The organism is Paenibacillus sp. FA6, assembly GCF_051550225.1.
Classification (GTDB): Bacteria; Bacillota; Bacilli; order Paenibacillales; family Paenibacillaceae; genus Paenibacillus_AQ.
In genome coordinates, this window is record NZ_CP188820.1 from 178716 (window position 1) to 192445 (window position 13730).

The following is a 13730-nucleotide window of genomic DNA, read 5'->3' on the forward strand; positions in this document are numbered from 1 at the left end:
TGAGGCGGTGTCATCCATGAAGCAATTGCCATGTGTTTTGGCTTTTGATCTGGGAGCTAGCAGTGGTCGGGCTCTTATTGGTGAGAAGGTAGCAGATGAGGATGGCGGTAAGGACAAACTGAGGATTACGGAAGTCCATCGTTTTCCTAACCATGCTATACAAATAGGCAACCATCTGCATTGGGACACCCCCTTGCTGCTGCAGGAGATGAAGAACGGAATCCGCAAAGCATTCCAAGCTGGATTTAATCCGGAGAGCTGTGCTATCGACACATGGGGTGTTGATTTCGGCCTACTTGATCGCAATGGTGAATTGTTGGGTATTCCGTATCATTACAGAGATCGTCAAACGGAAGGCTTAGTTGAAGAGGTATCGGCACTTATTGGACCGCAGAGATTGTTTCGCGAGAGCGGCCTGCAATTTATGCCTTTTAATACACTCTATCAATTATATGCTATGAAAAAAGTGGGTTCTCCCAAGCTAGATGTAGCGGAAACACTCCTGTTAACGCCTGACTTACTCAATTATTTTCTTACCGGTTGTAAAGCTTGTGAATTTACAATGGCGACTACTACGCAGTTGTATGATCCCGGTGCCGCAGCTTGGAACACGTCCTTGATGGAGGAATTAGGACTTCCTGCTTCTATATTTCTAGAACCTGTTCAGCCAGGTACAGTCATTGGAGAATTGACCGATGCGCTATGCGCCGAACTCGGAGTTCCCAAGATGAAGGTCATTGCGGTCGCCTCGCATGATACGGAATCGGCTGCAGTGGCAGTACCAGCATCAACTTCTTCTTATGCGTACCTCGTTAGTGGTACATGGTCGCTACTTGGGACGGTAATGAAGGCACCGTTACTTGATCCTGCCGTGATGGAGTATCAATTTTCCAATGAAGGTGGAGCAGGGGGAACCTATCATCTACTCAAGAACATTATGGGACTATGGATTATTCAGGAATGCAAACGCAAGTGGGAACAAAGGGGATTGATCTTCTCATTCGGCGATCTCGTCAAGCTGGCTGAAGAGTCGGCGCCATTTCACTGTTTGATTGATCCTGATGATCTCCGTTTTATGAACCCAGATGATATGCCCGAGGCCATCCGAAGTTTTTGTCGGGAGACAGGGCAACCCCATCCTCTCTCGGAAGGTGAAATTGTCCGTTGCATACTGGAGAGTCTTGCTTTACGTTATCGTGGAGTACTAGAGCAGGCAGAGCAGTTGACGAAGTCCCATTTTGAAGTACTGCATATGGTCGGGGGTGGCATCCAGAATGAATTACTGTGTCGCTTTACGGCAAATGCGATTGGACGCCCTGTATGGGCAGGACCCGTGGAAGCGAGTGCTATTGGTAATATGTTGGTACAGTTAGAGACAGGGGGGCATATCTCTGATTTGCAGGATGGCCTCGAATTGGTAAAGGCATCTTTCCCGCTCCAAACGTACGTGCCAGAGAATCAACAGGAGTGGGCGGAGGCGTATAACAGGTACTCCCGGATCACGATGATTGCTGCGAAGTAGAATGAAGAGGTAGGTTAACCCCTTTGTAGACCGATAATTGACTGGAGGGTCTGATATGTTAAAAGGAATCCCGGGTATCATTTCGCCGGAATTGCTCAAAATTTTGCTGGAAATGGGTCATGCTGACGAGATTGTGTTAGGCGACGGGAATTTCCCAGCAGCGAGTCACGCTCAGCGTCTGATCCGCTGTGATGGGCACGGTATTCCTGAATTATTGGAGGCTGTATTACCGTTGTTTCCGCTTGATGTTTATGTAGACCACCCCGTTTCATTGATGGCCGTAACTCTAGGCGATACAGTGCAAACCCCGATTTGGAATGTCTATAGATCCATTGTCGAGAAATACCATCCCGTTGATGATGTTTTCGAGGAAATAGAGCGATTTTCATTTTACGAGAGAGCCAAAAAGGCATATGCCATCGTTTCGACAGGTGAAAGAGCGCTTTATGGAAACATTATTTTGAAAAAAGGTGTCGTTATATAAGAGATAGCTCAACATGCACATTATGGGATAAATCTCATATGTGCACATCCGCTTGCATGGATAGACGAAGGGCAGCGCGTTCTTGAACGGCTTCAATCTGGGGCGAATGGTCTGTAGACAACAACAAAAGGTTTATGAAATGACTGCTTTTCGGTACTATACCGGGGAGTGGTCGTTTAATTTTTCTGATATTTTATCCGCATGGGGAGTATGTAGTATATCTATTTTGAGGAATGAGTACTTTGTAGGGTTATTTAATGTCGAAGGAAGGGTTTTACAGGTGAAATGTAGAATAAGTCTTGTAGAATAAGTCTTTTGGAACTATTATTAATGATTTAAGTGGAAGCAAGCATAAAGACCTATTGAGTAGCATCTAATTCCTAGTGAATAAAGAAAAACGGGGTGGTAGGATTGGCATTAATAGACATTATCAAATTCAATGGCTTAGCAAATCGTGATTGGTTAGTTTATCGTTATCCTGGAGAGAGCTTTGTTTTTGGAACCCAGCTTATTGTCGCAGAAGGGCAAATAGCAGTATTTGTAAAGGGTGGAAAGGCTGTCGATTATTTTTCAGCAGGTACGCATACGCTGAGCACACATAACATCCCTATTTTGCAAGCACTCATTAATATGCCTTTTGGGGGTAAAACTCCATTCACAGCAGAAGTGTTTTTCATAAATAGAACAGCGAAGCTTGATATTTTGTGGGGAACGTCAGATCCAATTAGCTTAATTGACCCTAAATATGCTGTGAGATTAAGAGTTCGTGCATTCGGACAATTGGGGATTAGAATTTCTGATTATCGTGTATTTTTAACAGAACTGATCGGTGCCGTGGGCGATGGGGAAGTTGTTAAGTATGCTACGGTGATGAATTATTTCAAGGGCGTCATTATAACTAAGATGAAAACGTTGATTGCAGATACTGTTATTAATCAGAAGATTTCTGTACTTGAAATAGCACCTCGACTAGAAGAAATATCGACCTTATCTAAACTACATGTTGCTAGTGAATTTGATCGATTTGGAATTGAAGTGGTTAATTTCTATTTGTCATCAATCAACTTTCCAGACGAGGATTTCGAAGCGATTAACAAAATATTAGGGGAAAAGGCGGCTTTTGATATCATTGGTGATCATCGATACTCCGTTAAGCGATCATTTGATGTTATGGAAACTGCTGCTGGAAATGAAAGCGATGGGAATATTGCTGCAGCGGGTATTGGACTTGGCCTTGGGGCTGGAGCAGGATTGGCTGTGGGCAATACGTTTGCAAAAGGTGTTGGCGATGTGATGCAGCCTTCTTCAAAAGCATCCCCCTGTAGTAAGTGTGGAGCATTGAATGCAGAAGGAACTAAATTTTGTTCAAACTGCGGGGATAAACTGGAGATTGTAAAAATTGCATGCCACTCCTGTGGAGTTTTAGTAAATGAACATATGAAGTTTTGTTCCGATTGTGGTTGCTCTTTAGCCAAGAAAGTATGCTCAGGCTGTAACAAAGAGAATCCATCTGGAACGAAGTTTTGCTCTGATTGTGGAACGAAAATGGAGGGTTGACTATGAATCGTTATAATTTTTCATTATCTAGCAGATTAATAGTGTTGGCATGCCTCATTTTTGACATTGCTATGGTCATTTCCTTCTTTGCCTTTTTTGGGTTATTTATATTGATTGATCCTATGAAATCTATTTTAATGCTGTTAGTATTACTAATGGGACTTGTGATTATCAATGGAGCCGTTGCTTTTCCGAATGTATTGTTACAAAAGATGGGTGTGGCGTATTCTACATATATTATCTTTCTATTAATATTGTATGTGATCGTATCTAACGTCCTTTCTGTGTTCTTAATTGCAGGGAGTATGCTTTGGTATGTTGTATGGGAACTGCTTGTTCTTGCTCTATTCCTCGGTTTATTAGCCATCACAGGATTCTTTTCAAAGGGTATATCAGATGACATGAGCAAAGTAGTAGTAGAGCAAATGGTAAAGCAATCTCTAAATATGCAACTAATGGATATCGAAGAAATGATGATCGCAAAGAAACATAATGACAGAATGTTACCGATTATCGACTTATTTGCGAAACTGAAAGAACGAATCAATGCCTCTACGCCATTTATGAGGATATCCGGAAATAGTGCAGTAAGTGATGTAGAGAATCAAATTAGAGGGAATTTAGAGTATCTTCGAACAATGATTGAAGCAAGCTCTACTGACAATCATGCAGATGATGCTCAAGGATTGATAGAGGAAACAAGGAGACTTATCATACGCAGGGAACAACTCATGATTAAATAACAATAGCAGATGAGGAGATATGAAAATGAGTATAAAGAACTGCCCATCTTGTGGGGCATCGATAGGAATGAATGTAACAGAGTGTAAATACTGTGGGGAAAGTGTATCTGTCCCACAAACTCAGCAACAACAACAACAACAACAACAACAGCAACAACAGCAACAGCAATATCAAGCGCCGCCACAGTATCAACAAGCACCACCACCGTATCAACAAGCATCACCGATTTATGCTCAAGAAACCATTCAATATGTTCCTACTAAAAATAAGGTAGCAGCAGGTTTGCTCGGTATTTTCTTGGGCGGTTTTGGTATTCATAAATTCTATCTAGGAAAAATAGGGATGGGGATTCTATACTTGATTTTCTGCTGGACTTATATTCCAGCTATCATTGGCTTTATTGAAGGGATTATATATTTAGCCTCTTCTGACCAATCATTTCACACGAAGTATGGAAAAAGAATTAGATAAATTACGGATTGGATTTTACTAATATTCCGAGAAATAATCGCGCAGGTTAATAAGTCACTACCTTTAAAAGGTGGTGTCTTTTTGTTTCGAACAATTAGCCATGCTTTCTTGTCCTAAATTACCCTCCTCAGCATAAACATGTAATAAAGAGGAGGGTGAATAAAGTGGACAAGAAAGTAAAACGATACTATCAACTGAAGCAAAAGCACAAAGAGATAGAGCAAGAATTGGCGGTACTGCGGAGCGAGATTATGAATCATTGTGCAGAGCAGGACGTTTCCGATCTTGAGTTCGGAAGCTATAAGGTGAAGATTGTCCGCCAAGAACGGAAGGAATACGATGATAAGAAGCTTTTCGAATCGTTGCCTGATCCAGAAGTGTGGCGTATGCTCTCAAAGCCGGATTCCTCCAAAATCGCGAGCTTGATTAAACTGAATGTTATCTCGGAAGACAGAATTAAAGATACATTTTCGGTTAAGAACATAATACTGCTCCAAGTGGATAAAAAGTGAACATTCCCTGTTCAAGATGGGTTAAATGAAAATGAGCTTTCTAAGGGAAGGCGGACTGCCGAGAAATCGTGGTTCGTCTTTTCTGCGTTTAGAGTATCAATAACACGATGAGGCAACAGTCTTCACAGCACACTCTTTTTAGGAGTGGTATAATATGCAAAGCAGTTCGACGATTAATGATGTCTTTTGATACAATCTAACCAAAGAAGTGATGATGCAGTGAATAGTATGAGACTGAATATAAAAAAAAGAACAGTTTTCATGTTGAATAAATATTTTACAGGGGACGCGATTGATTACAAACAAATTATCGCCATCGTTATCCCCATTTTTGTGGATCAAGCGTTTATTATTTTGATGGGCTTGCTGAATACCGCGATGATAAGTTCCTCTGGGGTTGCTGCTGTCAGTGCGGTGAGTATGGTCGATTCGCTGAATATTTTCTTGATTAATGTGTTTGTCGCTGTAGCGACAGGCGGTACTGTTATTGTGGCGCAATATAAAGGTAGTGGGAATCAAGAGATGGTATCTAAGGCTGCCGCGCAAGCCATATCCGCAGTTACGATATTATCTGTGCTGATCAGTGTGTTCGTAATCTTGTTTCATACACCTACCTTAAACTTACTATTTGGTAATGCTGAAGAAGAAGTGTTCCGCAATGCAAAGATTTTCCTCATCGGTAGTTGTATCTCTTATCCATTCATGGCGATATTTCAAGCGGTGAGTGGCGTGCTCCGAGGTGTTGCTGAGACAAAAGCATGCTTGGGTTTATCGTTAATTATGAATTTAACTTACTTATGTTTAAATATCGTGTTAATCACAGTTTTTGATATGGGTGTTATGGGGTTAGTAATCTCTATGATTCTAGCCAGAGTATTGGGAATGGTTACATCGTTAATCTATTTGTTAAAGTATAATCAGACGTTACGCTTCAAAATAAGAAATGCGCTGAAGCTTAATTTTTCAATTCTAAAGAAAATCATGTACATCGGGATTCCATTTGCCGCAGAACAAATGTTTTTCAATGGTGGTAAACTATTAACGCAGACGTTCATTGTACAATTGGGGACGTTAGCGATGACGGTGAATGCGATCAGTGGCTCCATATCGCTGTTATTTCAAATTGGGGGGAATGCACTGAGCATTTCCGTTGTAACGGTTGTTGGTCAGTGTATTGGGCGAAGAAACGTTCAGGATGCAAGGAAGTTTATTAAATCTTTTATCGGACTTTCTACGGTGTTCTTCGTGATCGCAACGCTCATAATACTGCCATTATTCCCACTGATTGTGAAATTGTTCTCTCCGCCGGAAGACATTATTCCTACGATATTCGCACTTACTTTATTAATATCGATTGCACAACCAATTTTGTGGTCATTTAGCTTTATTATGCCATCAGCATTACGTGCAGCTGGGGATTCGAAATTTACTTCGATCTCTTCCTTGCTTTCTATGTGGTTGTTCCGTGTGATATTAGGATATATATTAGGAGTAACACTTCATTTCGGTATTATGGGTGTCTGGGTGGCTATGGTTGCCGAATGGGGTATTCGCGGATTGATCTTTGCATGGCGATTCAAAGGGGATAAATGGTATGCCCACAAGCTAATTTAAATAGATAGGGGTTCTTTGCACAAATCATGACAAATAAAAAAGAGTATCAAGACAATGGCACATTCCTTTACATGGGAAAGGAGTATTCTCTTCATGAATTAATAGAGACCAGTGAATTAAATGAAGAGGAACTCAAAAAGAATCTCAAGAAGTTCTATTTCTCTAGCTGTAAGAAAATTGTAGGAGAACGAATAAAAATATATCAAATACAACTGGGAGTAAAGCCTAAAACGATTGAGATCGTAGAGTCGAGAATCAAATGGGGCAGTTGTAGTTCGGACAAAAAGCTAACCTTTAATTATCGTCTAGCCATGGCACCAATGGAAGTAATAGATTATGTGGTTATCCATGAGTTATGTCATCTTCTCCATATGAATCACGATAGATCATTCTGGAGACGTCTCGGAAGTGTTATGCCGGATTATAAAAAAAAGGAAGAGTTTCTAGCGCAGTATGGGCATTCTATGACACTATAAGAATGTCCCTGTGTTTCTAGCTGTCCTGACTTGGCAATTATGTGCAAGCATGTGGTAGCGACGCATTATGGTGTGGGGCTAGATTAGACGATGATTCAGCCTTATTCTTTGTACTGCGAAGTGTTCGGTATTGAGGTAGAGAATAAAATAAAGTCGAAATTCCATTTAAAATTGAATGGAATTTCGACTTTATTTATGTTCATTGAACTTAGTAAATTAATATCATGAAATTTTCAGTATCCTCGATATAATCTCGCTCTTTTTGTTTTGTTTTTTACGTGGAAATCTAGTTTCATAGTAGCATGATAAACCAATTACTCGTAATGAAAGTAGATGTATTTATCCTATCAAAGTAAAAATGTCACCCTTGTTTTCAGCTGGTTTTCACCTCATTATTTATATAACCTCATGTATATTACATAATCACTATATTTTATTAGGGAGGCGTAAGATTTGGAAATACTGAACGAAATCATGGATAAGGATGGTGACTCTAAACGTTTGTCCATTTTTAGACGATTATGAAATCGCTTACAATAAAGAGCTGAATTTAGAAATCAAGTTATTATGAGGGGGATGAAAGTGCGTATAGTTCAGAAGAGAACATTTAAATTTATGGTGTTGTTTATGAGTTTTATTGTAGCATTGGGTACATTCATTCCTGGGCCAGCATCGTATGCGGCAGAAGCAGAGGTAGATCCACTTGCACCGCAAAATTTGAGAGTTGTGCAAGACTCAATAACGGCGACTACCGCAACAATAGAATGGGATTCGCATGTAGATAAGGAAATAGTTGATATTGATATTTGGAATGTGGAGACTGGTGCGGATACTTGGGGTAATTATGGAAGCAAAACACTGGATAAACTAACTCCAGAAACTACGTATAAGTTTTATATTACATGGCATGAGAGACCAGCTACTCGAGCACATAAAAGTAATGTTATCGAGTTTACTACGCTTGCGGGAGAGGTTGATCCTGGACCTCCAACGAACATTGGTCCTCGTAACTTATCTGTTGTAGATGTGACACATAATACAGTGTCTTTAAAATGGGATCCTGTACCAGGAATAAAGGCTTATTGGATTTGGGATCAAAATAATAAGTATATTTTCTGGGCAAACGATGGAGCTCAAGTTGTAGGTGGCTTGGAACCAGAGACGACATACTCCTTTTATGTAGGTGCTGATGGAATTCAAGCACCTAATCTCACACCAGAACAAAAGAGTAACATAGTAACGTTTACTACGTTGGAAGACATGCGCCTATACCCAGCTGCACCTTTAGTAGCACCGAGTTACTTAAAAGTGACGGATGTGACGGATGCGTCTGTGACCTTGAATTGGGGTGCAAGTCCTCAAGCAACTGGCTATGACCTCTATGTGAATGGTGGTTGGATGGGAGGGACATGGGAAAATTCCGTAACTACGATTACGTACGCTCCTGCTGGAGGTTTGATAATAGGTGAGACGTACAATTTTGAAGTAGGGGCACAGAATCCTCCGAACCCTGTTTCAGCTAACAGCAATAAAGTAACCATTACTTGGGGAGAACTAGAATCACCTAAGGATGTAAAGATCGTAACGGCAACAAGAACAACGGCTTCATTAGGGTGGGCTCCTTCCCCTGGTGCTACAAGCTATGATATTTACCAAGATGATACTCTAGTAGGCTCAAGTGATTCTAATCGCTACGTAGCGACTGGACTTACTGAAGGTCAATCGTACAGTATTAAAGTGGTGGCCAAAAATAGTCTTTGGGAATCATCAGAAAGTTCTGATGTGAAGGTTGTACCTGGAAGTAATTATAATATTGTTACTTACTATACATCATGGTCTGTTAGTGAGGATGGACGGAATTTCAAACCATCCGAGATCGATGTATCGCAAATCACTCATATTAATTATGCCTTCTCCGATCTATGTTGGAAAGGATTCGGAACAGGTGCTACGGCTTGTCAGAACGACAATATTCCTTTGCAAAAGGAGTATGTATTTGATGGCGAAATGGTTATTGGCGATCCGGAAGTAGATCTGGATAATTTCAACACACTTGCAACAATTAGAGATCAGAATCCTAACTTGAAGTTATTGGTCTCAGCAGGTGGCTGGACCTGGTCGAAGAACTTTTCCAATATGGCAGCGACCGAAGAAACTCGTCGCGCTTTCGCTAACTCCATAGTTAAATTCCTGCGCGAGTATCGCTTAGACGGAATTGATATTGACTGGGAATACCCCGTTGAGGGAGGAGAGCCTGATAATTCTAGAAGAGCAGAAGACAAAGAAAACTATCCTCTCATGGTAAAAACGGTTCGTGAAGCTTTAGATGCTGCGGGTTCAGAGGATGGCAAGTATTATCTTCAGACGATTGCATCTGGACAGGGAGATAATTTCACCGTCAATGCAGATTTTGTTAATTCCGCAAGTTATCTAGATTTCATCAATATTATGACCTATGATTACAGCGGAAGCTGGGAAACACTGGCTCATCACAATGCGCCGCTGTACTATGATATCAACAATCCTTTTTCATCAGCACCTAGAAATAATGTCCAAGGTGGAGTGGTAGGTCATTTAAACGGAGGTGTGCCCAATTATAAATTAGTTGTTGGGATTCCGTTTTATGGGAAGGGTTGGAGGGACTGCCCAACGGGTGGACAATATCAGACTTGTGCCGGAGGTACTCAATTTGGATCATGGGAAAGTGGTATATTTGATTTCTCAGCTCTGGAGAATGACTTTGTGAACAAGAATGGTTATGTTCGTTATTGGAATGACGCATCTAAGGTAGCCTATTTATACAACAGTGAAGAGCAAGTCTTTATTACCTACAATGACAAGGAGTCAATGATGTACACGGCCTCCTTCTTGAAGTCATTGGATCTTGCAGGTGTGATGAGCTGGGAGATTAGTGGAGATCGTAATAGAACGTTAAGCACAGAGTTGGTCAATAACTTGCCAATTGATGGCTCAGTGAATACGTCAGCGCTAGCTATACCTCAGAATCTCCTACTCACATCCAGTGGTCAGAATGACATTCAAGTGAAATGGGATGCCATAGAGGAAGCAACTGGATACGAAATTTTCATGAATAAACAATATGTAGGTTATACAACAGCAAGGCAATATAAGTTAAGTTCTCTCGCAGCCGGCACTAATTATAAAATTCATGTTATTGCCATCGTAAAAGATAATGATCAAATTCAAAAGGTATCCATTGAAAGTAATGAGTTGAGTGTGACAACACAACCAGAGAGCGCAACACCACCATCTACGCCGTCGGTATCGTATCCTTCATCGGGAGGAGTAACACCAACACCGACAAAAGTGAAAAATCAATTGGATGCCCGTATTACCAAAGATGGAGATAAGCTGAATGTAACTCTACAATTAGCTACTTCATTAGCGACGATTAATGAGTCGACTTCATCAACATTCCGAATCGTCGCTAGCGACAAAGCGAAGCAAGTAGAAGTGATCGTTCCTAAAGAGATCGTTGCTGCTATTGCGAAAAAAGGGGAACAAGCGACGCTATCCATTGTAACAAATGGAGTGGAATATATTATTCCAATTCGTTCCGTCGATCCATCAAAAGATATTAAAATTACGATCGAGTCTTCTGCACAAACGATTAACGATCAACTTACGAAGTTGTTACAGGATAGCGGAATGAAGCAACTCGTTAGTCCACTGGAATTTAAGATCGAACAGATCAACGCAGACAAGACATCTACGGAGATCAAAGATTTTGGGAACCATTTTCTAAGTCGAAAATTCATATTGGACGGAAAAGAGATCGATGTGTCCCGGATTACTGGTGTTGTCTTTATCCCAGGGGCCAATGAGATTCGTTCTGTGCCAACCTTATTCACTGTGAACGCAGATGGAACTGTAACAGTGGAATTGAAGAGACAAGGAAATAGCATTTACTCTATTGTTTCAACTGACTTTAACTTCCAAGATGTTACTGCAGATTGGGCGCAGAAGGATATAACACAGGCTACGACGAAGCTAATTGTATCTGGAGAGAGTGTGGATCAATTTGGATCTAATAGTCATATTACACGTGCTGAAGTCGCTTCGATGATCGTAAAGGCTTTAGGCCTCATCCCTAATGAGACTAGTGAAACTTATAAAGACGTGGATCCTCAATCGAAGTATGCAAGAGAAATTGCAGCAGCCAATAAAGCTGGATTCATTCACGGAAAAACAGAGAACACATTTGGTCCCAATGATAAGGTGACACGCCAAGAGTTGGCGGTTATGCTTGCTAATGCAATGAAGTATGCGGGCAAGAAGCAGGATGCAGATCTTGCAATACTAAATCAGTTTAGTGATCAAAAGACGATTTCCTCGTATGCGAAAGCTTCATTAGCGCTGATGGTCGAGCAGAAAATCATTCAAGGGGTATCTCCAACTAAATTAGATCCTCAGTCGAATGTTACCAAAGCTCAGGCCGCAGTTACTGTGATGAGAACTCTTCGTACATTAGGATTATCTAATTAATAATGAAAGGCACGGAATTCATATTCCGTGCCTTTTTACTGTTTGAATATACGATATAAAGAGGCATCATAGATTGACGGCAGGTATCTAATAAGTTACTCTTATACACGCTACAACTAGCAAAGGAGATAGAAAATGCCTACAATTACTGCGAAACCATTTGATCAAGAAATGCAAACGATATTAAGCGAATTGAAGTCGGGATATCATGCAGGGGAATTGAGTAAGAAGCAAACCTCGGATATACCTGAAGAACTCTACGTCATTGAAGCTAACGATCTTATGGTCGGATATGGCGTTATTTGGGAATACAATAGTGGGAAACAGTTAATTCAAAAGGCGGAACAAGATTATTTCCGTGAAGATGAAAGATATCTAGAAAAGGACTTCTATATTGATATTAAAAATAAAACAGATTTTATTTTTATAGAAGCGCTAGATGTTCTCAAAGAATTTGAACGTAAGGGTTATGCAGCATCTTTCATAAACTGGCTTAAAGTAAAGTATCCTAACAAAAGAATATACGTATATACTTTAGATAAATCCCGGAATTTCTGGTTCAAGCAAGGCTTTGAGGTTGTGGGTAGTACGATGTGGATGACATATTACTAAGTCAATATGAGTGGCGTAGATAACAACGGAGCGGGCATAGTCCCGCTTCTTTTTTTTGACCAAAATGTAACTGAAGGAATAAATAGGTTGACAACAGTGAGTGATAACCAATATCATTGTACCGAGAATGAAAATCATTATCATTGAGATCTTGATCATTGCGAACCTGATAATGAGCATTATATCCAAATATAAACGGAGGGGTACATTTTGAAGAAGATTTATATACTTATACTTATTGCGGTTCTTACCGTAATGACTGCGTGCTCAACGAATACAGTCAACAATGAACCAAAGAAAGAAGTAGCTACGAATACTGCAAGTGAGGAAACAAAGAATACAGTTGAGAATACTGAAAATGTATACAGTCTAGATAACGATGGCGTAGATGAAGCTACATTCACTGAAGCGCTAAGTCAATTTCCTACGGATGTGCCGGAGCGAATTGTAACGACATCCGTACCCCTAACAGAGATGCTTCATTTGCTAGGTATTACTCCCGTAGGAGTGCCGACCTCAACTAATCCGATTCCTGCAGATTTCGATGCAGTTGAGCGTATTGGATCGCCTATGGCGCCAGATCTTGAGATTGTGACTAAGCTTAAGCCAGATTTGTTGCTTGGAGCGGAATCATTACGAAGTACATTAGACAAGAATCTGGAAGGGATTGAATTGGAAAAGGCTTATTTACGAACAGACTCATTCGATGACTTGAAACTTAGTTTTAAAGTGTTAGGTACTTATTTCAATAAAATAGATGAGATGAATACGGTTCTGAGTACGATATTGAACAAAGAAAATGATTTGCTGAAACAAGCTGAAGGGAAGGAACTACCGAGTGTGATGTTGATGATCGGAACCTCGGATTCATTCATGGTGATGAGTGAGAAGTCTTATCTGGGCAGTCTGGTGAAGAAGCTTGGTGCAGATAATATTGCAACATCCGTATTGAAAGTGTCTGAGACATACTCTGCCATAAATATGGAGAATGTTGTAGCTGCTGATCCAGATATCATTCTCGTGTTGGCTTCAGGCGATCACGGTGCATCAGAGGACAAGTTTAAGAAGGAAGTAGACAATAATGATGCTTGGACGAAGCTCTCAGCATACAAGAATGATAAAATTCATATTTTAGACTACAGTATCTTTGGTGTAACTTCGATAAGTAATGTGGAGCAAGCGTTGACTCAAATTGCAAACTACTTCTATGAATAAACAGGGGAGATAGCAGG

The 13730-nt window shown here is 40.5% G+C and carries 10 protein-coding genes and 1 pseudogene; all 11 read left to right on the top strand.

Translation table 11 applies throughout. From position 1 onward, the window contains the following. The first annotated feature begins 16 nt into the window (after positions 1-16). The 11 genes and pseudogenes from ACP8HI_RS00850 (at position 17) to ACP8HI_RS00900 (ending at position 13713) form a co-directional block, all read left to right on the top strand. Positions 17-1522 carry a rhamnulokinase gene (locus tag ACP8HI_RS00850; RefSeq protein WP_438349275.1) on the top strand — a complete coding sequence of 502 codons (1506 nt, stop codon included), beginning with the start codon at positions 17-19 and terminating at the stop codon, positions 1520-1522. A 55-nt stretch (positions 1523-1577) separates the two neighbouring features. Next, complete coding sequence (gene fucU / locus ACP8HI_RS00855) at positions 1578-2006, top strand: L-fucose mutarotase (protein WP_438349276.1); 429 nt, start codon at positions 1578-1580, stop codon at positions 2004-2006. A gap of 411 nt (positions 2007-2417) precedes the next feature. After that, complete coding sequence (locus tag ACP8HI_RS00860) at positions 2418-3563, top strand: SPFH domain-containing protein (RefSeq protein WP_438349277.1); 1146 nt, start codon at positions 2418-2420, stop codon at positions 3561-3563. A 2-nt stretch (positions 3564-3565) separates the two neighbouring features. Beyond that, the gene (locus ACP8HI_RS00865; protein WP_438349278.1) at positions 3566-4306 is read left to right on the top strand and encodes a hypothetical protein; all 741 of its coding nucleotides are present in this window, start codon (positions 3566-3568) and stop codon (positions 4304-4306) included. Between the two features lie 244 nt (positions 4307-4550). Next, positions 4551-4778, top strand: coding sequence for a TM2 domain-containing protein (locus ACP8HI_RS00870; protein ID WP_438351662.1), 228 nt, complete (start codon positions 4551-4553; stop codon positions 4776-4778). A 164-nt stretch (positions 4779-4942) separates the two neighbouring features. Next, positions 4943-5290, top strand: coding sequence for a hypothetical protein (locus ACP8HI_RS00875; RefSeq protein ID WP_438349279.1), 348 nt, complete (start codon positions 4943-4945; stop codon positions 5288-5290). A gap of 261 nt (positions 5291-5551) precedes the next feature. Beyond that, positions 5552-6904: an MATE family efflux transporter gene (locus tag ACP8HI_RS00880; RefSeq protein ID WP_438349280.1), complete on the top strand. Its 1353-nt coding sequence runs from the start codon at positions 5552-5554 to the stop codon at positions 6902-6904. Between the two features lie 38 nt (positions 6905-6942). Then, positions 6943-7380 (top strand): annotated as a pseudogene (locus ACP8HI_RS00885) (M48 family metallopeptidase); the annotation flags it as partial. 576 nt (positions 7381-7956) lie between these two features. Further along, positions 7957-11886, top strand: coding sequence for a glycosyl hydrolase family 18 protein (locus ACP8HI_RS00890; RefSeq protein ID WP_438349281.1), 3930 nt, complete (start codon positions 7957-7959; stop codon positions 11884-11886). Between the two features lie 135 nt (positions 11887-12021). Continuing rightward, positions 12022-12498 carry a GNAT family N-acetyltransferase gene (locus ACP8HI_RS00895; protein ID WP_438349282.1) on the top strand — a complete coding sequence of 159 codons (477 nt, stop codon included), beginning with the start codon at positions 12022-12024 and terminating at the stop codon, positions 12496-12498. A gap of 210 nt (positions 12499-12708) precedes the next feature. Further along, positions 12709-13713 carry an ABC transporter substrate-binding protein gene (locus tag ACP8HI_RS00900; RefSeq protein ID WP_438349283.1) on the top strand — a complete coding sequence of 335 codons (1005 nt, stop codon included), beginning with the start codon at positions 12709-12711 and terminating at the stop codon, positions 13711-13713. Positions 13714-13730: the final 17 nt, after the last annotated feature.